General features: G+C 64.2%; 18 protein-coding genes and 1 tRNA gene. 11 read left to right on the top strand and 8 right to left on the bottom strand.

Going from position 1 to position 21,734, the window contains the following annotated elements; all coding sequences use genetic code 11:
- Positions 1-205 precede the first annotated feature (205 nt).
- Together AABB87_RS13470 and AABB87_RS13465 are read left to right on the top strand one after the other, a co-directional pair.
- On the top strand, positions 206-1,459 hold the full coding sequence (locus AABB87_RS13470) for a hypothetical protein (protein ID WP_341971720.1): 1,254 nt from the start codon (positions 206-208) through the stop codon (positions 1,457-1,459).
- A gap of 7 nt (positions 1,460-1,466) precedes the next feature.
- Positions 1,467-2,615 carry a substrate-binding periplasmic protein gene (locus tag AABB87_RS13465; protein WP_341971719.1) on the top strand — a complete coding sequence of 383 codons (1,149 nt, stop codon included), beginning with the start codon at positions 1,467-1,469 and terminating at the stop codon, positions 2,613-2,615.
- A 71-nt stretch (positions 2,616-2,686) separates the two neighbouring features.
- On the opposite strand, the gene AABB87_RS13460 is transcribed toward AABB87_RS13465, so the two are convergent.
- Positions 2,687-3,736, bottom strand: coding sequence for an RNA methyltransferase (locus AABB87_RS13460; RefSeq protein WP_341971718.1), 1,050 nt, complete (start codon positions 3,734-3,736; stop codon positions 2,687-2,689).
- A 219-nt stretch (positions 3,737-3,955) separates the two neighbouring features.
- Here AABB87_RS13460 and AABB87_RS13455 point away from each other — a divergent pair, with 219 nt between their 5' ends.
- From AABB87_RS13455 to ispD, 3 genes are all read left to right on the top strand, one after another.
- Positions 3,956-5,467 (top strand): acetyl-CoA hydrolase/transferase family protein, encoded by a 1,512-nt coding sequence (locus tag AABB87_RS13455; RefSeq protein ID WP_058720237.1) that lies wholly within the window; start codon positions 3,956-3,958, stop codon positions 5,465-5,467.
- Between the two features lie 26 nt (positions 5,468-5,493).
- Positions 5,494-6,438, top strand: a complete 945-nt coding sequence (locus tag AABB87_RS13450) for a bestrophin family protein (RefSeq protein WP_341971716.1) — start codon at positions 5,494-5,496, stop codon at positions 6,436-6,438.
- Positions 6,439-6,509: 71 nt separating this feature from the next.
- A complete protein-coding gene (ispD, locus tag AABB87_RS13445) occupies positions 6,510-7,223 on the top strand; it encodes a 2-C-methyl-D-erythritol 4-phosphate cytidylyltransferase (RefSeq protein ID WP_341971715.1) in 714 nt (237 codons plus the stop codon).
- A 62-nt stretch (positions 7,224-7,285) separates the two neighbouring features.
- Here ispD and AABB87_RS13440 read toward each other — a convergent pair whose 3' ends face one another.
- Both AABB87_RS13440 and AABB87_RS13435 read right to left on the bottom strand, forming a co-directional pair.
- The gene (locus tag AABB87_RS13440) at positions 7,286-8,371 is read right to left on the bottom strand and encodes a PEP-CTERM sorting domain-containing protein (protein WP_341971714.1); all 1,086 of its coding nucleotides are present in this window, start codon (positions 8,369-8,371) and stop codon (positions 7,286-7,288) included.
- Between the two features lie 257 nt (positions 8,372-8,628).
- Positions 8,629-9,258, bottom strand: coding sequence for an outer membrane beta-barrel protein (locus AABB87_RS13435; protein ID WP_341971713.1), 630 nt, complete (start codon positions 9,256-9,258; stop codon positions 8,629-8,631).
- 257 nt (positions 9,259-9,515) lie between these two features.
- Here AABB87_RS13435 and AABB87_RS13430 point away from each other — a divergent pair, with 257 nt between their 5' ends.
- Positions 9,516-10,253 carry a helix-turn-helix domain-containing protein gene (locus AABB87_RS13430; RefSeq protein WP_058720232.1) on the top strand — a complete coding sequence of 246 codons (738 nt, stop codon included), beginning with the start codon at positions 9,516-9,518 and terminating at the stop codon, positions 10,251-10,253.
- A 20-nt stretch (positions 10,254-10,273) separates the two neighbouring features.
- On the opposite strand, the gene AABB87_RS13425 is transcribed toward AABB87_RS13430, so the two are convergent.
- Positions 10,274-12,511 (bottom strand): patatin-like phospholipase family protein, encoded by a 2,238-nt coding sequence (locus tag AABB87_RS13425; protein ID WP_341971712.1) that lies wholly within the window; start codon positions 12,509-12,511, stop codon positions 10,274-10,276.
- A gap of 195 nt (positions 12,512-12,706) precedes the next feature.
- Here AABB87_RS13425 and ispF point away from each other — a divergent pair, with 195 nt between their 5' ends.
- The gene (gene ispF, locus AABB87_RS13420; protein ID WP_341971711.1) at positions 12,707-13,237 is read left to right on the top strand and encodes a 2-C-methyl-D-erythritol 2,4-cyclodiphosphate synthase; all 531 of its coding nucleotides are present in this window, start codon (positions 12,707-12,709) and stop codon (positions 13,235-13,237) included.
- A gap of 15 nt (positions 13,238-13,252) precedes the next feature.
- Here ispF and AABB87_RS13415 read toward each other — a convergent pair whose 3' ends face one another.
- From AABB87_RS13415 to ompR, 3 genes are all read right to left on the bottom strand, one after another.
- The gene (locus AABB87_RS13415; protein WP_341971710.1) at positions 13,253-14,083 is read right to left on the bottom strand and encodes a hypothetical protein; all 831 of its coding nucleotides are present in this window, start codon (positions 14,081-14,083) and stop codon (positions 13,253-13,255) included.
- Positions 14,084-14,330: 247 nt separating this feature from the next.
- Complete coding sequence (locus AABB87_RS13410; RefSeq protein ID WP_058720228.1) at positions 14,331-15,665, bottom strand: ATP-binding protein; 1,335 nt, start codon at positions 15,663-15,665, stop codon at positions 14,331-14,333.
- Positions 15,666-15,676: 11 nt separating this feature from the next.
- Positions 15,677-16,417, bottom strand: coding sequence for an osmolarity response regulator transcription factor OmpR (ompR, locus tag AABB87_RS13405; RefSeq protein ID WP_058720227.1), 741 nt, complete (start codon positions 16,415-16,417; stop codon positions 15,677-15,679).
- Positions 16,418-16,618: 201 nt separating this feature from the next.
- Here ompR and AABB87_RS13400 point away from each other — a divergent pair, with 201 nt between their 5' ends.
- Entirely contained in the window at positions 16,619-17,377 is a 759-nt protein-coding gene (locus AABB87_RS13400; protein ID WP_341971709.1) for an SIMPL domain-containing protein, read from the top strand.
- A 62-nt stretch (positions 17,378-17,439) separates the two neighbouring features.
- Here the strand turns inward: AABB87_RS13400 and AABB87_RS13395 are convergent, their stop codons facing one another.
- Complete coding sequence (locus tag AABB87_RS13395) at positions 17,440-18,210, bottom strand: 3-hydroxybutyrate dehydrogenase (RefSeq protein ID WP_341971708.1); 771 nt, start codon at positions 18,208-18,210, stop codon at positions 17,440-17,442.
- A gap of 104 nt (positions 18,211-18,314) precedes the next feature.
- Between AABB87_RS13395 and AABB87_RS13390 the strand changes: the two genes are divergently transcribed.
- The 3 genes from AABB87_RS13390 (at position 18,315) to AABB87_RS13380 (ending at position 21,734) form a co-directional block, all read left to right on the top strand.
- Positions 18,315-19,199, top strand: coding sequence for an alpha/beta fold hydrolase (locus tag AABB87_RS13390; RefSeq protein WP_341971707.1), 885 nt, complete (start codon positions 18,315-18,317; stop codon positions 19,197-19,199).
- Positions 19,200-19,275: 76 nt separating this feature from the next.
- The gene (locus tag AABB87_RS13385; protein WP_341971706.1) at positions 19,276-21,591 is read left to right on the top strand and encodes a RelA/SpoT family protein; all 2,316 of its coding nucleotides are present in this window, start codon (positions 19,276-19,278) and stop codon (positions 21,589-21,591) included.
- A gap of 66 nt (positions 21,592-21,657) precedes the next feature.
- A tRNA-Val gene (locus AABB87_RS13380) sits at positions 21,658-21,734 on the top strand.

Genomic DNA, 21,734 nt, shown 5'->3' with positions numbered 1-21,734 from the left:
ATGTAACGAATTCGTCATGGTTAACACCCCCCTCAATTCGGTGGTTTTTGCGCTTCAAACCGCACGTTTGTGCGAAGGTTCCGCTATTTCGGATTCGTCTGCATCAATCTAGGTCGGTTCGGCTGGTTCTAGGGCGATTGCTGCAGCGGATGCAAGGGCAAATCAGCTGGCCTGCTAGGGCCGTGCTTCGATAAGATCAACGCTCATGAAGCTGAGTCAATTGCTGGGGTTTTTCGGTGGCTTGTTGCTCGGCCTGCCGCTTGCGGCCGCGGCGGACGATCAGGACGATGGCTCGCAGCGCTTCGAGTTATCTGGTTTTGGCACCTTGGCCGCCTATCGGGGCGGCAGCGATGTGGTTGGTGTGAAGCCGGATCCCCGCACGCCCAATTTGTCCAATGGTGACTGGCGCACGAATGGCGACACCCGCTTGGCTGGCCAAGTGCGCTGGCAAGTCTCCGAGCGGCTTGAAGCCGTGATGCAAGTGTTGGTGCAAGACGATATTGCCAAGCGTATGCGCCCGCGTACCGAGTGGGCCTATATCGGCTGGTCGCCCGCGCCGGCGTGGACGCTGCGCCTGGGGCGGCAAACCTTGCCCTTCTTTCTGGTCAGCGAAACCCGTAACGTCGGTTATGCGCAGACGGCCTTGCGGCCCATGAATACCGTGTACAGCATCAATCCGGGTGCTGCGGTGGACGGCTTAAACCTCACTTGGACCGGCGACGCTTTGGGCGGGCTGCTCAGCCTTGACTTGGGCGGCGGCACGGCCCGCGTTGATCTCAGCTCCGGCAGTATCGATATCAATCGCTCCACCGTCTTGGTCGGCAATTGGCGCCGCGGTAATTGGCAGTTACGTGCTGGTGTGTCCGCTTACGCTGTTGACTTGACGAATTCCGGTGCAGCCACTTTGCTCAAGCCGCCGGGCTGTGCCAATTGCAATGAGGTCTTGGCGCCGCGCGCCGCTTTGAGCAGCGAAGGCCGCTTGACTTACCTCGGCCTCGTTTGGCAAGCCCATGACTGGACGCTCACTGCCGAAGCCGCGCTGCGAGATTCCAATTCACTCTTGGTCGCCAAACAGGCCGGATGGTATGTGCAAGCCAGCCGCCGCATCGGCGCCTGGACCCCTTATGCCAGCGTTGGCCAAACTACCTACCGCGAAAGCCCGCTTGGCCTGCAGGCGGTACCCAATAGCCCGCCGGCGCTGGTGCAAGGCCTCAAGATCTTGGATACCTATTTGCAAAGCCCCTTTGACCGGCGCGTCATTCAAGTCGGCGTGCGGCTTGATTTGGGCGAGCACTGGGCGCTCAAATTCCAGCAGGATTTTTGGACCGCAACACGCGATCGCAGCACCGGCCGCGCGGCCGAACTGAGCTTGAATGCGCCGCCGCTCGGGCCGCCACTTCAAAAAAGCTGGGACGGGCATGCCAATATGAGCACGATCAGCCTGGACTTTGTCTTCTAAGGCCGCCATGAAGCCGATGACTCGCTTGACCCAAAAAAGCTCCATCGTGGCCGCTGGTAAGCGGGCTGCGCGCTGGCTGGGTGTGGCCTTGGCATTCGCGGCGCCCCTGGAGGCTGTGGCGGCTGATCCAGCCCGGCTGCGTGTGGCCATCGCCGCCAATGCGCAGCCGCCATTCGTGGTTTGGGCTGACGCGCAAGCTAGCCGAGGCATCGATCTGGAGGTCTACCGCGCCATCGCAGAGGCGCTTCGCTTGAAGCTGGACCCCCAACTGCTGCCCCGCCCAAGAATCGATGCCGCCGCCGCCGCGGGCGAGCTGGATTTGATCTGCCATACCTCGCCGAACCAGAGCCGCGATGTGGCGCTTTATCGCTGGAGTGCGTCCTTGCTGGATTTGCCCGACTTGCTGGTGGGACACACCAGTGCCAGCCCGGTGGATCAGGCGGAGCAACTCGCGCGCGGCAGCGTGGTCGGGACTTTGCTGGGCAGCCCTTATGCGCGCCTGGATGCCCGCTTTGCCGACGGCAGCTTGCAGCGTGACGATGTCATCAGCGAAGACCGTCTGCTCAAGAAAATTCAGCTGCTGCGACATCCCTATGGCGTGCTGAACCAGCAAAGCCTCAGCTGGGTGGCGGAGAACGGTGAACTCAGCGGCATTGCGCCCTGGCGTGCTCTCGTTGGCCTGAACAATTACCACTGCGCCTGGCCCAAGAACAGCCCGGTCAATGGTCAGGCATTGATGGATGCGGTTGAGACTTTGCGCGCGTCGGGGGGCTTGAGCCAGATCGTCGCGCGCTACAGCCGCCCGGCACTCGCCGTCGTGGTCTCTAGTCGCAGCGCGATCCAAGGGATAGAGCGCGATACCTTGGCCGATCTTTTCATGGGGCGGCGGCAAGCCCTGGCGGGTGGCGCGGCGCCCAATCTCTTGATGAGCGCCGGACCGGAGCGGGATCATTTCTTCAGCGCCGTCTTGCGCAAAGCACCGGCCGAATACCGCACGGCCTGGTCGGCCCAGCAGTTCGGTGGGCGGCTGCGCCCGCCGCTGGAATTGCGTGATGCTGAGAGCGTGCGCGGCCATCTGCAACGCCATCCAGAGGCGCTTGGCTTTGTGCCGCTGGCGTTGGTAGACGCCAGTCTGCGCATCATCTACATGCCTTGAGCTTGGCCGTGCTTTGCTCGGTCAGGCTGCCCAGCCTGGAGCGAGGCGGGATTGGTCGTTTGTAGCGGCCTTCAGCGCTTTTGCTGCGGGCGCATGACGACCGGCTGCAAGCCGCCCGCCTGTGCGCGTGCGCGCAACTGACCGCAGCCACCGTCCACATCTTGGCCGGCCGAGTCGCGCAGCTTGGTCAGCACGCCGCGGCGGTGCAGCTCGGCCGCGATGGCGCGGGCCTTGTCCCAGCTGGGGCGCTGGAAGGGCAGGTCGGGGATGCTGTTGTAGGGGATCATGTTCAGAATCGCGTACTTGCCACGCAGCAGCGCGACGATGCCGTCGAGCTCCTCCGGCCCGTCGTTGACCCCGTCCAGCAGCGTCCATTGGTACTGGATCGGGTAGGCGCTGGCGCGGGCATATTGTTCGCCCAGGGTCACCAGTTCATCCGGCGTGAGGCGCGGCGCGCGCGGCAGCAGTTGCGTGCGCAAGTCCGCCTTGCTGGTGTGCAGCGATAGCGCCAGCGCCGGCTTCACTGCGCCGGTGGGCAGGCTGTGCAGGCGCTCGAATACGCGCGGGTCACCCACCGTGGAGAAGACCAGATTCTTGTGCGCGATATTGCCCACGCTGCCCAGCAGCTCGATGGCTTCCATCACGTTGTCGAGGTTGTGCGCCGGCTCGCCCATGCCCATGAATACGACCTTTTTGACCGGCCGCTGACTGCGTGCTTGCGCCACCTGGGCGATGATTTCGGCGCTGCTGACTTGGCGGATCAGGCCGTCGCGCCCGGTCATGCAGAACAAGCAGCCGACGGCGCAGCCTACCTGGCTGGAGACGCAGACGCCGTCACGCGGCAAAAGCACGCTTTCCACCGTCATGCCGTCCTGCAGGGCCAGCAGCAAACGGGCCGAGCCGTCCTCGCCGGGGTGGCTGGAAACCAAGCGGGTCAGCCCTTGCAGGCGCGCGTCCAAGTCCGGCAATGCATCCCGCACCGCCAGGGGCAGAAAGTCCTCGGGCCGGCGCCGGCCCGCCGTCAAGGGCAGGGCGCGCACCCATTGGCGCAGCACCCGCTGCACATGCAGGGGCTTGGCACCCAGGGCGCTCAGTTCTTGGCGGATATCTTCGATGCGCATCTTGTGGTGGCAGGGAACTTTGTGGGGGGCGGGTCAGCAGGGGCGAAAAAGTCTGCCAATAAGCGTGGCCATTGTCTCAGTCGACGGGTGAGTGATCAGTACAAACCCTGATTGATGCCGATTCTTCGGCTAAGCTGTCGGGCAGCCGTACTGTGGAACTTCTTCTGACTTGGTCGAGTCGTTCTTCGATTGTTTTTTGAAAGTGCTGGATTCTCACCGATGCTTGATTTGAACCGTGTGCAAAACGACAGCCTGCGTCAGCGGCTGATGTCGGCCGAAGAAGCGGCTGCCCTGATCCCCGCGGGGGCCAATGTCGGCATGAGCGGCTTTACCGGCGCCGGCTACCCCAAGGTCATCCCGCAGGCACTGGCCGCGCGCATCGCCAGCGAGAACGCGGCAGGCCGGCCCTTCCGCATCGGCTTGTGGACAGGAGCCTCCACCGCGCCTGAACTCGACGGTGCTCTCGCCCGCGTGAACGGTGTGGAAATGCGCCTGCCCTATCAATCTGACCCGACCAGCCGCAAGTTGATCAATGCCGGGCAGATGGAGTACACCGATATCCACCTCAGCCATGTGGCCCAGTATGTGTGGTTCGGTTTCCTGGGCAAGCTGGATGTGGCGGTGATCGAGGTGGCAGGCATCCTGCCCGACGGTCGCTTGGTACCGTCGACCTCGATCGGCAATAACAAAACCTGGCTGGATCAGGCCGACAAAATTATTCTGGAAGTCAACAGCCTGCAAAACGCCGGGCTGGAGGGCATGCACGACATCTACTACGGCACCCAGCTGCCACCCAAGCGCGTGCCTATTCCCTTGGTGCAGGTGGGCGACCATATCGGTGAGCCCTATCTGCATTGCGATTTGAGCAAGGTGATTGCGGTGGTGGAAACGCATCAGCCCGATCGCAACTCGGTCTTCGCCGAACCGGATGAAGTGTCCAACGCGATTGCCGGCCACATCATCGAGTTCTTGCAGAACGAGGTGAAGTTGGGCCGTTTGACACCTGACTTGCTGCCCTTGCAGTCCGGCGTGGGCAATATCGCCAATGCGGTGCTGGCCGGCTTGGAAAAAGGCCCCTTTGAGAATCTGACCGCCTTCACCGAGGTCTTGCAGGACGGCATGCTGAGCATGCTCAAGTCCGGCAAGCTGGCCTATGCCTCGGCCACGGCCTTGTCGCTGAGCCCCGATGCGGCGGCCTTGTTTGAGCGCGAGATTGAATTCTTCCGCCAGCGCATCGTCTTGCGCCCGCAGGAGATGAGCAATCACCCCGAACTCATTCGCCGCCTGGGCCTGATCGCGATGAACGCAATGATCGAGGCCGACATCTACGGCAACGTCAACTCCACCCATGTGATGGGCAGCAGCATCATGAACGGCATTGGCGGCTCGGGCGACTTTGCGCGCAATGCCTATATGTCCATCTTCATGACGCCCTCCGTCGCCAAGGGCGGCGCCATTTCCTGCATCGTTCCCATGGTCTCGCATGTGGATCACACCGAGCATGATGTGCAGATCATCGTCACCGAGCAGGGCTTGGCCGATCTGCGCGGCCTCTCGCCCAAGGAGCGTGCCAAGGTGGTGATCGAGAAGTGCGCTCACCCCGACTTCAAGCCCGCTCTGCTGGACTATGTGCGGCGCGCAGCCGTAGGCGCGCCGGGACTGCACACCCCGCATTTGCTGGATGAAGCCTTCAGCTGGCATACGCGCTATCTGCGTGAAGGTCGGATGTAAGCGGTAGGGCTGAGAATCGAACCGCAATGATTGTTCGAGACCGCCCCTCTGGCCTGCGCCTGTTTCTGATCGTGCGTGGCTCGGTGCTGCGCCAGATCCGCGCGGTGCTGTTCGTCAACGTGTTGATCGCGGTGGCGGTGACGCTCTCGCATGGCATTTTGTTCAGCCACAAGATCACGCTGACCACCATTCCCTTCACCCTGATTGGTCTGCCGCTGGCGATCTTTCTGGGCTTTCGCAATAACGCGGCTTACGACCGTTATTGGGAAGCGCGCAAGCTTTGGGGCGAGTTGCTGCTGCGCAGTCGCAACCTGGCCCGGCAGGTCTTGAACTTTGTGGATGCGGAAGGGGCACCGCAAGCTGCGACGGCGCGCGACGATGTTCGCGTGCGCATGATCCAGCGCAGCATTGCCTACGCCCAGGCCTTGAAGCATCAGCTGCGCGGCACGCCCGACGTGCAGGGCGAAGTGCAAGCCTGGTTGCAGCCTCAGGAATGGCAGGCCCTGGCAAGCGCGCCCAACAAGGCGGCAAGCCTGATGATGAACATGGGCGCCGACCTGCAGCAGTGCCGCAGGGAGGGGCGTATCGATTCCGTGCTAACGGCCCAAATCGACAACACCCTGTCCGCCATCACCGCGGCCGCTGCTTCTTGCGAGCGCATCAAGAGTTCGCCCTTGCCCTTTTCCTACACCTTGCTCTTGCACCGCACGGCTTACCTCTATTGCTTTTTGCTGCCCTTTGGCTTGGTGGACAGCATTGGCTTCATGACGCCTTTTGTAGTGGCCATCGTGGCCTACACCTTCTTTGGCCTGGACGCGCTGGGTGACGAGATCGAAGAGCCTTTTGGCCTGCTGCCCAATGACTTGCCTCTGGACGCCATCTGCCGCGCCATCGAAATCGATATGCGCGCGGCGCTGGGTGAGACCGAGCTGCCCGCGCCCCTGCTGCCGCAGAACTATTGCCTGATGTGATGCTGCGGCGTGAAGCGGCATAAAGCGACGTCAAGCGGCGGCGCCCAGGCGCGCCACCTAAAATGCAGGCCATGACTTCTTATGCCGTGGGCCTGCAGCCCCAGTGTTATGCCCTGGTTCCCGCCGCCGGTGTCGGCGCCCGTTCAGGTGCCACCATCCCCAAGCAATACGTGCCGCTGGCGGGTCAGGCCATGATGGCTCATACCCTGGCCGCGCTGGCCCAGGTGACGCAGCTGGCCGCCACCTTGGTGGTGCTGTCGCCGCAGGATGATCAGTTTGATGCGGCGGTGCCTGGGTTCGCCGGCGAGCGCGCTTGGGTGGCGCGAGTGGGTGGCGAGACCCGTGCCGAAACTGTCGCCAATGGTTTGAATGAATTGTTGGCGCGTGGCGCTCAGCCTCACGACTGGGTGTTGGTGCACGACGCGGCGCGCTGCCTCTTGCGGCCTGAATGGGTGGCGCGTTTGATCGCCGCTTGCTGGGACGACGAAGTCGGCGGCCTGCTGGCGCTGCCGCTGGCTGACACGCTCAAAGCCTCGGCGCAAGGCCGCGTCACGGCTACCGTGGACCGGCGTGAAAAATGGGCCGCGCAGACGCCGCAGATGTTTCGCCTGGGCCTGCTGCGGCCGGCCTTGGCGAGCTTGAATGAGGGCATCACCGACGAGGCCAGCGCCATCGAGGCTCTTGGCCATCAACCCTTGCTGGTGGAGAGCCCGATGGAGAACTTCAAGGTCACTTGGCCGGCTGACTTCGCGATGGCCGAGGCCTTGCTCAAGAGTCGCAGGTGAAGCCGGCGCTGACGGTGTGTGTCAATGCGCCGGCCTTGGAACTCAACTCAATCTAGCTAAGTTCAGCGCTCGCGCCGCTGCCGTTTGGCCAGCAAGCCCAGCACGCCCAGACCTGCGAGCAGCAGGGCCGAGCTGGCGGGTTCCGGCACCGGCGGGTTGAAGCCGCCGCCGTTGTTGCCAAAGTCCCAGTTGGTATTGATGTCATCCACCGTGGCGGAGTTGGTCACCGTGCCGTACAGCGCCGCGAGGTCTCCTAAGCCAGCTTGCTGGGCGCCAGACTCCAGCGTGGCGCCGAAGGGCAGTTCAATGGAGGTGATCCGGCCAGTGTTGAAGAAGTCAGCGCTGCCGTTGTTGGAGACCGAGGCATATTGGTAGGCATTGAGGTTGAAGACCGTGCCGTATTGGAACAAGAGCTTTTTGTACACGGTCTTGCTGCCGGTCCAGGCCGGATCGTTGGCGGCAGCATTGATGTTGAAGTTGCTGCTGTAGTTCACCCCGGCCGTATCGGTGAATCTGCTGCTGATTTGCATATTCGACCAGCCGTCGTTGTAGACACTTGGGTCAGACAGTGCAGGGAAGCCGCCGTCCAAGGTGGCAGAGACCAGGATGGCGCCATAACTGCCGGTCGGCTTGGCCGCTGTGGCAGCGATGAAAAATTGCTGACTCCAACCTGCGCTGGCATCGGCACTGAGACTGCTTTTGAGGTCGGCAGGACTGCCCTGCACCAGGGCGCCGGTATCGTCCACCAGATGCGAGCTGATCTTGGTGCGTAGGCTTAGGCCTGCGGCTTCCGCCTGGCCGCTATAGCCCATGCCGTATTTGCCAGCGCTGGTGACGAGGTCATACACCGGGTCTAGGCCGCCGGGGCCGGTCGCGATGGTGAAGGTGGCATCGGCCACGCCAGTGCTGACATTGCCCGAGCCCTTCCAATTGCTTTGGTAGTCGCTTTTGCCGTTCAGGGAAAAGCTGCCATCGCCCAGCAAAGGGCTGGTGAAGGTGGTGTAGATGCTCCCATAGACTTGCGCGCTGGCGCTGTAGTACAGATCAGGGGCAGCTTGAGCCATGGGCGCCAAGCCCAGGGCCGAGCAAGCCCCCAGCAATGCCAAAGCATGGGCGAGCCGACGTTTGACAAGAACAGTTCTCTTCATGATGAATGGACTCCTGCGCTGATGTGGGGCAAGCCCGACCTGCCCTGTGGTGGCGCTCCTCGAGCGGAGCAAGCTGTCGATCCCCGGCAATGAGACCCGAAAACCGTCAGCAACGCGTCATTCAAACTAGGGGTGCAGGCTCATTCATTGAGTTGGCGCAAAGGCCGCATCCGCCTTGCTCCAGCTGGGGCGGCTCGATTTGGCGACGCTTGGCCTTGAGTCCCCGGCCCGGCGACTTGTCGACCTTGCTTGCCCGCTCAGAACTTGACGCTGATACCAGCCGACAACATCCCCATGCGGCTGGTGCCGGAGCCATAGCTTGCCGACAAGGCATCCCAGTCCAGGTTGAGCGTCATCTGCTTGCTGAGCGCATAGCTGCCACCCAGGCCCAGCAAAGGCTGAAAGCTCCAGCGCGATTGCGTGCCGCCTGCCGCATAGCTGGCACTGCCGCGCACATAGCCGACACCCAGCCGTGCCTTGATGCCAAAGTCGCCCATCTCCCAGGGCAGCACTACCGAGGCCCCGACGCCGCTTAGTTTGATAGACCCGGCCTCGTTGACGCTGCCTCGCTGCAAGCTGCCCTTGGCGCTGCCGATGCTGAAGGCCATGGCCTCCAGACCGAGGCCGCCCAGGATTTCGCCGCTGTGGCCGATGTAGACCTTGCCGCTGAGCTTGCCGTTGCGCTCGCAAGCGGCACCGTCATTGCAGTCCAGGCGGTAGTTGTTGAGCAGGCCGATATTGCCGCCCACATAGGTGCTGGATTCACGGCTGACGCTTGGCTGCGCTTGGGCGGCGCCGCAGCTGACGGCCAAGCCCACAGCCAGCCAGGCCAGCGGCGTTAAGCGATTGACCGAGGGCGCGGGCTTGAGTTCGGTGACTTTCGGCATTGAAGACTCCTGAAGTGATGATGCGGCTGCCGTGCGGTGAGCCCCGTGCTGGGGCGGCGCCACTCCGGTTTGGCGGTGCTGGCGAAGGCGACAGTGGGCGCAGTGTTGAAGCAATTCGCCGCATGCGCCAATGCTTTGTGGCAGGCAGCACAATGCGCCGCGAAGAGGCGCAGTTTTCGCTACGTTGCCCGACGTGGCGGCGAAAGAGGCAAGACCATGACAAGCCAACAAGCCCAATCATTGAAGGACCGTCAGCGATGAGTTCGCCCGAAGTACTGTTGCAAGTTTTGCGCGCGGAGATGCGCGCGGCCGGGCTGACCTACAAGGCCCTGGGCGCCAAGCTGGACTTGAGCGAGTCCAGTGTCAAACGCATGTTTTCGCAAGGCGATATGTCGCTGACTCGGATGGCGCAGGTCTGCGCGGCCGTGGGCGTGCCGATGGAAGATGTACTTCGCCAGGCGGCCGACAACACGCCGCACGCCGATACGCTGACGCTGGAGCAGGAGAAGTCCCTGGTCTCCGACCCCAAGCTGCTGCTGGTGGCCATCAGCTGCCTGGGCCATTGGAGCCTGGAGCAGATCGTGGAGACCTATGCCATCAGCGAGGCGGAATGCATCGGCTATCTGGTCAAGCTGGACCGGCTGGCGCTGATTGAGTTGAAGCCAGGCAATCGCTTTCGCATGCGGGTGTCGGTGGCTTTTCGCTGGCTGCCGGACGGACCGGTGCAGCATTTCTTCCGCCAGGCGGTGGTGGACGACTATTTTGCCGGGCGCTTCGATGGCGCCGGCGAGGCCTTGCTGTGCGTGAATGCGCGCTTGTCAGACGCCAGCGCCATGGACCTGGTGCAAAAGATTCGCCAGCTGGCTGCCGAGTTGGCCAAGCTGCATCAAAACGACCAGCGCCTGCCGCTGCGCGAGCGCGATGGCTTCACGCTGATGCTGGGCTTTCGCTCCTGGGAGTTCAAGGGCCTGACGGCGCTCAGGCGCAAGACCTGAGCTTTAGCCTGAGCAGGCGCTTACCAGCTCGGCCCCAGGAACAAGTAGAAGGCGCTCTCGCCGCCCTTGGTGCTGCCGGCGCCCAGATAGAAGGGGCCCAAGCGGGTATCCACCGCGACGAACAAGCTACCGGCGAGTTTGAAGTCTGCAAGCTCGATGCGCTGACCGTCTTGCACCGCCGCGCCCAGCTCCACCGAGAAGCCGCCACGCACCGCTTCACCTAAGCCCACCGGCATGGCACCGATGCGGCGCGCCGTGACGAAGCGCAGCAGGCCCACGTTCTGGTTAGACACCGAGCTCACCGGGCTGCCCGAGAGCCGCAAAAATCCGCCCAGCGAGGTGGCCGAACCAAAGTTCGCATGTGAGTATTCAGCCCAGACATGACCGGCCCATTGGTCTGCCCGAAAGGCCGCCAAGCCTTGAAAGCCAATCGCATCGCTGTGGACCTGAGTGCCCGCGAGCTGGGTGCGGGAGGCGCCGATGTCCAGCAAGACGCCGCGGGTCGGGAAGGCCAAAGAATCCAGCGTATCGGCGCGCAGGCGCAGCGAGTAGCTGCTGCCGCTTTGCTGAATCGGGGTGTCGCCGCGGTTTTGCGGCACTTGCAGCACCGCATCGCCACGGAAGCGGCTGGCACCCAACTGCACATCGCCCCATCGGCCCAGGCGGCGGCCCAGGGCCAGCTCGGCGATGCTGGAGCTGGTGTTGAAGCGGGCCTTGCGCTGGCCGTCCACAAAGAGGTCCCAGGGTGTTCCAGTGAAACTCAAGGTCGGCTCGACGTACCAGTCCGAGCCCAGGCCCAGCGGCTGGTGAAAGCTGCTGGCCAGCTTGCGCTCGCTGCCGATGCTGGCAAAGGTGCGCAGCTCACCACCCCAGGCATTGAGCCAGGAGAGGTTGTGCAAGGCCACCACTTTGAAGTTGTTGTCGTCGGCGAAATTGCTGCTCAGCTCCAGGCCCAGGCGCAGGCGGCTGTGCGCCCAATCGGCTTCACTGACATTGACGGTGATGTGGCGCTGGCCGTCGCGGTCAATCACCTGGGTGTCGATGCGCTCAAAATCGCCGCGCCCGTAGAGCTCCACCGTCGCCTGGTTGATGGCAGCCTGGCTGGCCGGCTGACCGGGCTGCAGTTCCAACTCGGCCTTGATCACCTCGGGGTTGACGCGCTTGGTGCCCTTGATCGTCACATCGGCCAAAGGCAGGGCGGCGGGGGTCACGGCGGGCGGCCGGCGGCGCGCTTGCTCGACCTGGGCATAGGCCTCGGGGCTGAGCGAGAAAGCGCTTAAGCGCTCCTGCGCGGCACGGGCGGCGCGCGCGCCGGTGGCGATGGCTTGCTCGCCACGGGTGAAGTCCAAAAAGCCCAGGCCTGCCAGATCGGGGTCGATCAAGACATCCTCGGGCCGCAGGGCTTTGGCCGAGCGGGCCGAGTTCTGCGTGGTCAGGATGGACAGCATTTGATTGGCCACGCCCAGGGCGCTGCCCAGCTCTTTCTCTTCGGCCAGCGGCGTGCCCACATCGACGGCGATGATGATGTCAGCACCCTTGGCGCGTGCGCTTTCCACCCCCATATTGCGCACCAGGCCGCCGTCCACCATCAGCCGGCCTTTGATGCGCACCGGCGAGAAAAAGCCCGGCACTGCCATCGAGGCGCGCATGGCCAGGAAGAGCGGCGTGCCGCTCAGGTCTGCCAACTCGCCGGTCAACAAATCGGTGGCCAGGGCCTCAAAAGGCAGGGGCAGGTTTTGCACATTCAGGTCGGCATATTGGCTGCTGACCAAGCGCTCCAGCGCGAATTCCAGGCCGCTATTTCCGGCGGCCGCCGGCGGCAGGCTGACCCCGTCACGCCCCAAGCCGAACTCCAGGCGCGAGGGCAGCATCTGATCGTCCTCGCGGCGCCGGTAACTCAAATCCTGGCGCGGTGGGCGGTCTGAAAGAATCGCGTTCCAGTCGGCGCTTCTGACAAAGTTTTCCAACTCCTCGACACTGCGCCCGGACGCAAAGGCGCCGCCCACCAGGGCGCCCATGCTGGTGCCCACCACCAAGTCCACCGGCACCCGCAACTCCTGCAGCACACGCAGCACGCCGATATGCGCCAGGCCACGCGCGCCGCCACCCGACAGCACCAAGGCGATCTTGGGCCGCCCCTGCGGCGTGGCCGAAGCCTGCGCCTGATCCTGCACGGGGCTTTCAGCCGCATGCACTGCCTGCGCCGCGCCTATGGTCCAGCACAGCAGGAGCAAGGGCGTGATCAGTCGAGTGCGCATGGTTGATGGCGGGCGAGGGCGGTCGAAGGTGAGCATGGCGGTGGCATGATGAGAGGGCGCCACGATAGCGCACAAATATGGCTTTGCTGCGCGAAGCATGCGCTAAGCTGCGCGCCCCTTGGGCCGCCGCACGAGGCCTGTCCAAATCGACGATATCTACCCAAGCTCGGTTCATGCCGAGCTCAATCACGCACCATGAGCGACTCAGCACAAGCCACAAATCCCAATGCAAATCGCCCAGCCTTGCCGGCCCTTCGTATCGGCGAGGGCTGGGACACCCATGCCCTGGTCGAAGGCCGGCCCCTGATCCTGGGCGGCGTCACGATCCCGCACAGCCATGGCTTGCTGGGCCATTCAGACGCCGACGCCCTGGCCCACGCCATCACCGACGCTTTGTTGGGCGCGGCGGCCCTGGGCGATATCGGCAAGCTCTTCCCCGACACGGCGGCCGAGTTCAAGGGCGCCGATTCCATGGTCTTGCTGGCCGAGGCTTATCGCCGGGTGCGTGAGGCGGGCTGGCAGATCGTCAATATCGACAGCACCATCAAGGCGCAGGCGCCCAAGATGGCGCCGCATATCGCTGCCATGCGCAGCCGTTTGGCGCAGGTTTTGGGGGTGGAAGTGGGCCAGATCAATGTCAAGGCCAAGACGGCCGAGAAGATGGGCCCCGTGGGTGAGGGCCTGGCCATCGAAGCGCAGGCCAGCTGCTTGCTGGCCGGGCTTTGATCGCCAGTCAGGGGCTCACAAAGACTTCTTCAGCAAGGCCTCGAATTCGGCCGCGCTGAGGGTCTTGCTGGCGGTGGGGCTGCTGGCGCTGCTGTCAGGGCGCAACTCCAGGGTGTAGCTCTTGCCGTCGGCGCTTTCCACAATCGTCACAGATGAGCCGTCGCCGCGGCTGCTGACCTTCACGCTGCTCGATTGAGGGTCGATGGTGTAGACCAGCTTTTGCGCCAGGCTGGGGGTCTGCAGCACGATGATGAGTTTGCCGCTGGCGTCCATGGTCAGGGCGTAGGTCTGTGTGCGCGTGCCCTGCCTGAGGCTGAGGTCGGCGATCACGGCGCTGGGCAGGCCTTGCGTAGTCAAGCTGGCGGCGACGCTGCCGTTGAGGGTTTGAAGCGGCGCGGCGCTGTCGCCGACACGGAACACCAGGTCTTTGATCAAAAGGCTGTGGCTGCCGCTGCTTTGGCCTACGGTGTCGCTGATGCTGCCCGAGGCCAAAAAGGCTTCGCCGGTCTGGCAGCTTTGGGCGCTGTAGTTGCGCACCGTGCCGGCAATGCTCAGCGTCATGCTGCCACCGGCGACGCAGGGGTAATTGGCGGCGGGCGCGTCGGCGGCCACGGCGTTGATGGGCAGCACGCCGGCCAGCAGCATCTCGGCGCTGTGCTGGGCGCCGGCGGCGGCGATGCCGGCGGTGGCTTCGTAGTTGCTGCTGTTGATGAAGGCCTCGGGTGTCGGCGGCAAGGGTTCGTTGCCTCCGCCACCCCCGCCGCAAGCGCTTAGCGCGATGCTGGCGACGGCGGCACACAGGGCTGGGTTGAAGCTTCGGATCAATCGTTTGCAACTGCTGCTCATGCTCTGGCTTTCTAGATGGTGATCTTCAAAGGGCGGGCAGGGAGGCCTTTGTGAGGCCGGGCGAGGTGCCGGCGTTCCCGCTGTGCGCTGCGGCGGGGCCATTGTTGGGCAGCTTGGAGCAGCGCAAGGGCAGCAAACGTGGGGGTATCGGAAAGTGCCCCGGCCGGGGTCAGGGCGCGCTACCGGCGGCCTGTGTGGGGTGCGGGACGCTAGCCGTTGGCCGCCGCTCATCCAGCGGCCGTTCAGCTCAGCTGGCCTTCTGGATCCGAATCACCGTCAGCAGGCCGCCGTCCGGCGCATTGCTGATCTCCAGTTGGCCGCCCAGGCGTTGCACGGACTTTTCCACAATGGCCAGGCCAAGGCCGGCGCCGGTGGCGGCAGTGCGGGCGGCGTCACCGCGGAAGAAGGGCGTGGTCAGCCGGCTGAGTTTGTCCGGCGGCACGCCGGGGCCGAAGTCGCGCACCTGCAGGGCCACCCAACTGCCTTGCAGGCTGTGGCTGACCTCCACCATGGTGGGCTGGCCCGGCGCATGGCCGTAGCGGCGGGCGTTTTCAAACAGGTTCAAGAGCACGCGGCCGAGTTCGGTGTCATCGGCCCAAACGCGCAAATCGAGCGGAATCAGCACGCGGATGCGGATCTGCTCCGGGTCGCGGAAGCCCTGCGCCTCGCGCTCCACCACCTCGGCCAGCGGCACCGGCTGCAATTGCAGCTCGGAGGGGCGGGCGTAGTCCATGAATTTGCAGATGATGGCGTCGAGCTGGGCAATGTCCTGGGCCATGAACTGGCGGGCTTGCTCGTCGGGCACGCTCATCTCGGCCTCTAGGCGGAGGCGCGCCAGCGGAGTGCGCAGATCGTGCGAAATGCCCGCAAGCATCACCGTGCGGTCATCTTCCATCTTGGCCAACTCACGCGCCATGCGGTTGAAGCCCATATTGACTTCGCGGATCTCGCTGGTGCGGGTGCTTTCGTCCAGGCGGGAGTCGTATTCACCCTCGCGGATTCGGTGGGCGGCGAAGCTGAGTTCGCGCAGCGGTTGGTTGATCAGTCGGGTGATCAGGGCCGAACCCAGCGCGGTGACGATCAATGCCAGCAGCAACCACCAACCATTGCTGGACAAGCTCACGCTCAGCGGCGCGGCGCTGGTGCGCAACCAATAACTGTCCTCGCCGATGGTGAATCGCACCCACAGGCCCGGCTCGGCATTGACGCTGCGCGCCACCACCGTGTCGGCGCCCAGGCGGCCGCGCAACTCTGCGGCCAAGCGCTTGGCAAAGGCATTGGCGTCGTAGGCCTGCCAGCGGTCGGCGGCCTCGGCCACGCGTACTTGCACCGCCTCGCTGCGCGCCAGCGAAGACAGCACGGCAACGCGATTGATGCTGTCGGTGTCCGCCAGGGCCACGCGGCTCAGGTTGACTAGGCCGGCGAGTTGCTGGGCGGACTCCAGCGCGCGTGGCTCAGCCTCCAGCACCTTGAAGGTTTGCTGCCAGGCCAGCACGCCGCCCGACAGCAGCAAGGCCAGCAGCGCAAAAGTGCGCCAGAAGAGGTTAAGCGCCAGCCGCGGCTTGGCGGGGTCGGTGTACACGCGCGGGTGACTTAGGCTTGCGGCGCTTCGTCCGGCACAAACACATAACCCACGCCCCAGACGGTCTGGATGTAGCGCGGCTGGGCCGGGTCGGTCTCCAGCAGCTTGCGCAGGCGCGAGACCTGCACGTCCAGGCTGCGGTCAAAAGGTTCGAAGTCGCGCCCGCGCGCCAGCTGCGCCAGCTTGTCGCGCGACAAGGGCTGGCGCGGGTGGCGTACCAAGGCCTTGAGCATGGAGAACTCGCCCGTGGTCAGCGGCAGCACTTCGCCGTTTTTCGACAGGCGGCGCTGCGCCAGGTCGAACTCAAAGGCGCCGAAGCTGACCGTCAGGGCTTCCATCGACGGCGCGCCGGGCGCCTCGGTGGCCGGGCGGCGGCGCAGCACGGCATTGATGCGGGCCAGCAACTCGCGCGGGTTGAAGGGCTTGGAGAGGTAGTCGTCGGCGCCCACTTCCAGGCCCACGATGCGGTCCACATCCTCGACCTTGGCGGTCAGCATGATGATGGGCGTGTTGTCGTTGGCGGCGCGCAGGCGGCGGCAGATGGTCAGGCCGTCTTCACCGGGCAGCATCAGGTCCAGCACGATCAGATCCACCGTCTCGCGGCTGAGTTGGCGATTGAGGGCGCGGGCGTCTTCGGCCAGCAGCACCTCGAAGCCTTCTTGCGTCAGATAGCGGCGCAACAGGTCGCGGATGCGGGCGTCATCATCGACGACCAAAATGCGATCTGCTCTTGTGTTGCTGGGGCTGTTCATGGCTTTACCGGGTCAAACTGAATTTGTAACAGCGCCATTGTGCGGCGCTTTGACGCGGTTTTTGGGCTGTGGCGCCCGCCGTTACAGCTTGTTAACAATTGTTTGCCCTCTGTGTGGCTTGCGCAGCAGGCTTGTCCGGGCGGTCAACGAATCCGCGCCGGGCGCATTAAGCTCGGTGTTATCACTATGAAAGGAAGCGCCATGTCGCAAGCCAAGATGTCCAAGCTGTCGAAGAAAACCTTGCTGAGTCTGTTGGTCTTGATGGGAGCCGGGGCAGCTGGAGGTGCCGCCCATGCCGCCGCCGGCCAGCCGGGCGCCGACAGCTTGCCGCGTGACCGCCTTAATCTGCAGGCCACGGCCAGCGTGGAGGTGGCGCGCGATGTCTTGGGCGTGACCTTCACCTCCACCAAGGAAGGCACTGACGCCGCCGCCGTGCAAACGGCCTTGAAACAAGCTCTGGATGCGGCGCTGGCCGAAGCCCGCAAGCTGGCCAAGCCGGGCCAGGTGGATGTGCAGACCGGCAATTTCTCGCTCTACCCGCGCTACGCCCCCAAGGGCGGCATCAACGGCTGGCAGGGCACGGCTGAGTTGCTGGTGGAGGGCAAGGATGTGGCCGCCATCGCCCAACTGACCGGCCGCGTCAACAGCATGACGATTGCGCGGGTGGGCTATAGCTTGTCCAAGGAACAGCGCCAGAAGGTGGAGGGCGATGTGGTCAAGCAGGCCATCGCCAATTTCAAGGCTCGCGCGGCCGACTACGCCCAGCAATTCGGCTACGGTGGCTACAGCATTGGTGAAGTCAATGTGAATAGCATGGACAGCACGCCCATGCTGATGGCCGCGCCGCCGGTGCGCTTCAAGGCCATGGCCGCCTCGGCCGATGAGGCGCTGCCCGTCGAAGCGGGCAAGGCCACGGTCAGCGTGACCGTGGGCGGCACGGTGGTGATGACGCTGCGCTAATCCGGTGAGGGCGCTAGGGCATGCCGGTGAGTGGCTGCCCTAGCGCTGTCTTGCGCGTAGGTTTACTGCGCCGTCCAGCCGCCGTCCAGGCTCCAGGCTTGGCCGCAGACATTGCTGGCGGCGTCGCTGCACAAGAAGACGGCCAACTCGCCCAATTGCTCGGGCGTGGTGAAGCGCAAAGAGGGCTGCTTCTCAGCCAGCAAGCGGCGCTTGCCTTCTTCCATATCGACGCCGTCGGCTGCCGCACGGGCATCGACTTGTTTTTGCACCAGCGGCGTCAGCACCCAGCCGGGGCAGATGGCGTTGACGGTCACCCCGGAGGTGGCAGCTTCCAGCGCGACCGCCTTGGTGAAGCCGATCAGGCCATGCTTGGCCGCCACATAGGCCGACTTCTGCGCCGAGGCGACCAAGCCATGCACCGAGGCCAGGTTCAAGATTCGGCCCCAGCCGCGCTGCTTCATGCCGGGCAAGGCCAGGCGGGTGGTGTGGAAGGCGGAGCTGAGGTTGATGGCAATGATGGCGTCCCAGCGCTCGGGCGGGAAGTCTTCCACCGCGGCCACATGCTGAATGCCGGCGTTGTTGACCAGAATGTCGCAGGCGCCGAACTCGGCCGTGACGTAGGCCATCATGGCCTCGATCTCGGCTGGCTTGCTCATGTCAGCGCCGTGGTAGCCGACCTTGACGCCCAGTGCGGCGACCTCGGCCTTGGGGCCTTCCACATCGCCGAAGCCGTTCAAGACGATGGTGGCGCCTTGGCGCGCCAGACTCAGCGCAATGCCCAGTCCGATACCGCTGGTTGATCCGGTGACGAGAGCAACTTTTCCATTCAACATGGGGGTGAGTCCTTTCAAAGCTAGTGGATGCCTCATGCACACTATACGGACCTGAGGGCCTGAACCCTGTTGGCGCAGAGATTGATGATGAAAGGATGCACGCCATGACCGAACCGCAGCTGAAGTTTGTGCAATGTTTGAGTGCATCCGGTCTGCACCGCATGGCGTTCTGGGAATGGGCTTACACCGGCCCGGCTTCGGCCGAAGCGCCGCCGGTGCTGATCTGTGTTCATGGCCTGTCCCGCCAGGGGCGGGATTTCGACACTTTGGCGCGGGCGCTGCAGTCGCGCTACCGGGTCATCTGCCCCGATGTGGTCGGGCGCGGCCAATCGGACTGGCTGGCCCAGCCTGCTGGCTACCAATTGCCCAATTACGTGGCCGATATGGTCACGCTGCTGGCGCGCCTGGATGCGCCGGTGGCGGACTGGCTGGGCACCTCGATGGGTGGCTTGATCGGCATCGGCTTGGCGAGTTTGCCCGGCAACCCGATTCGGCGCCTGGTGCTCAACGATGTGGGGCCGACGATTGAGTTTGAGGCCCTGCAGCGCATCGGCGGCTATTTGGGTCAGCCCAAGCATTTCGCTTCACGCGCCGAGGGGGCGGACTATTTGTGGGGCATCTCCAAGAGCTTTGGCCCGCACAGTCCGGCGCAATGGGCGGCCTTGTCTGCGCCTATGTTCAAGCCCGAGGGTGACGGTTTCAAGCTGCATTACGACCCGGCCATCGCCCAGCCTTTTGCGGCTTTCACAGCCGAGTTGGCGGCCATGGGTTCGGCGGCGATGTGGCGCGCCTTTGATGCGATTGCGTGCCCGACGCTCTTGCTGCGCGGCGCAGACTCTGACCTGCTGTCGCCGGCCACCGCCCAAGCCATGACGCAGCGTGGCCCGCGCGTGGCGCTGCGCGAGTTCGCCGGCGTCGGCCACGCACCCACATTGCTGGTGCCGGATCAAATCGCCGCCGTGGCGGAGTTTTTACTGAACGAGGCATGATGTCGGCCTGATTCAAAGTGCTGCCGCCTTGTTTGCGCGACCATCGATAAAAAAAGAAATGAAGACCGGTTTGACTATGAGCGGCGCCACAGCCGCTGCCTCGGCGACGGACGCCGCGCCCATCGTGGCCTTGGTGGATGTTGATTTGTTGGCGGCCGAGGGGGCGCGGGCGGGTGAGCCGCCGCAGTCGCTGGCGCCGGTGCAGCGTGCGCGTGCATTTGCCGAGCCCTTGCTGATGGGCCAGATCTTGGACACCGGCGAGGATGCGCAAGTCCACGCCGACGGGGTGGCCGGCATTTTGGCCGCCATCGGCGCGGCACCCTCGATGCAGGCTGCGGCCTATCTGGTTTACGCCGGTGACTTTCTCGCCAAGCCCGAGGAGGTTGTGGCCAAAGCCTTTGGCGAGTCCTACGCCAGCCTGGTCACGCATACCCGCCGCCTGGTGCAGATTCAGCGCGCCGCGCGCGAAGCTAAGGTGGATGCCGAGCGGCGCGGCGAGCAGACCGAGCGCGTCCGCAAGATGCTGCTGGCTTTCTCGCGCGACCTGCGCGTGGTGCTGCTGCGCCTGGCCTCGCGTTTGCAGACCCTGCGCTATTTCGCGCTCAGCAAAACGGCCTGCCCGGGCAGCCTGGCGCAAGAGTCGCAGCAGGTGTTTGCGCCGCTGGCCAATCGCCTGGGCATCTGGCAGATCAAGTGGGAGATCGAGGATCTGTCCTTCCGTTTCTTGCAGCCCGAGGCCTACCGCAACCTCGCCAAGGCCCTGGACGAGACCCGGGTGGCGCGGGAGCAAAGCATCGAATCGGCGCGGGCCGAGTTGCAAGCCAGCTTGGCCGCGCAAGGCATTGCCGCCCAAGTGCAGGGGCGGCCCAAGCATCTCTACAGCATTCAAAAAAAGATGCAGGGCAAGAGCCTGGCCTTGTCCCAGGTGTTTGACCTGCGCGCGCTGCGGGTCATCGTGCCCGATCTGGCTGACTGTTATGCCGCCTTGAGCTGGCTGCACGAAGCCTACACGCCGGTGACCGGCGAGTTTGATGACTACATCGCCCGCCCCAAGCCGAATGGTTACCAGTCTCTGCACACGGTGGTGCGGGGCGCGGATGGCCGCGCCATGGAGGTGCAAATCCGAACCCAGGCCATGCATGACCATGCCGAGCATGGCGTGGCTGCCCACTGGGCCTATAAAGAGGCGGGCACGCGCGGTTATGCCGGCGTCAGCGCAGCGGGCGAATTTGAAGATCAGGTTGCGCAGGCGCGCAAGGCGGTGTTGCGCCAGTTGCTGGCCTGGGAGCGTGACTTCACCCAGGGCCAGCAGGCGGCGGAGCCAACACCTGCCGACGGCAGTGCGGAGGCGGTGTTTGACGAGCGCATCTACGTCTTCACGCCCCAGTCCACCATTGTTGAATTGACGGCCGGTGCCACGCCCATCGACTTTGCCTATGCTGTGCACACCGATCTGGGCCACCGCTGCCGCGGCGCCAAGGTGGACGGCCAGATGGTGCCGCTCAGCACCGCTTTGCAAAGCGGGCAGACGGTAGAGATCACAGCGGCCAAGGACGGTGGCCCTTCGCTGGACTGGCTGCATGCCGACAGCGGCTATCTGCGCAGCCCGCGTTCACGCGCCAAGGTGCGCGCCTGGTTCAATGCCCAGGCGCAGGCGCAGACGATTGCACGCGGCCGCGAGGCGGTGGAAAAGTTCTTGCAGCGCGAGGGCAAGACGGCCATCAAGCTCGAAGACCTGGCGGGCCGCCTGGGCTTCAAGGGGGCGGACGCCTTGTTCGAGGTGGTCGGCAAGGACGAATACTCCCTGCGCAATATCGAACTGCTGCTGCGCCCGACGGTGCAGGAGCCCTTGTCTGACGAAGCCCTGGCCCAGCGCATGAGCCGCGGCGCCAGCAAAGCGCCGCGCGGCGGCGTGCTGGTGGTGGGCGTGGATTCGCTTCTGACTAATCTGGCGCGTTGCTGCCGACCGGCGCCGCCCGATCAAATCGGCGGTTATGTGACCCGGGGCAAGGGTGTGGCCATTCACCGGGTGGATTGCATTAACTTCCGCCAGATGGCGCAGCGCGCCGGTGAGCGGGTGATCGAAGTGGCCTGGGGTGGCGAGGATGTTGCAGGCAAGGAAGGCAAGGGCGCGGCGCTTTACCCGGTGGATGTGATTGTTGAATCCAGCGACCGCCAAGGGCTGCTGCGCGATGTGCTGGAAGTGCTGGCCAAGGAAAAGATGAACGTCACCGCGGTCAACACCCAATCGGTCAAGTCCAGCAATAAGCAGACGCATGGCGAGACGGCGTGGATGAACTTCACGGTGGAAGTGGCTGATTCAGGCCGCCTGGCTCAGGTCTTGCGCAGCGTGGCCCAGGTGCCGGGTGTGCGGGCGGCGCGAAGAAAGTAATTGCAGAAAATTTTCCGCAATACTTGCTGAAGCCAATAAAACCGGGCTATACTGCAAAGCTCTTTTAGGCGCGTAGCTCAGCTGGTTAGAGCACCACCTTGACATGGTGGGGGTCGTTGGTTCGAGTCCAATCGCGCCTACCA

Source organism: Roseateles sp. PN1, assembly GCF_038419725.1.
Lineage (GTDB): Bacteria > Pseudomonadota > Gammaproteobacteria > Burkholderiales > Burkholderiaceae_C > Paucibacter_A.
This window is presented reverse-complemented; position numbering and strand designations above follow the sequence as displayed.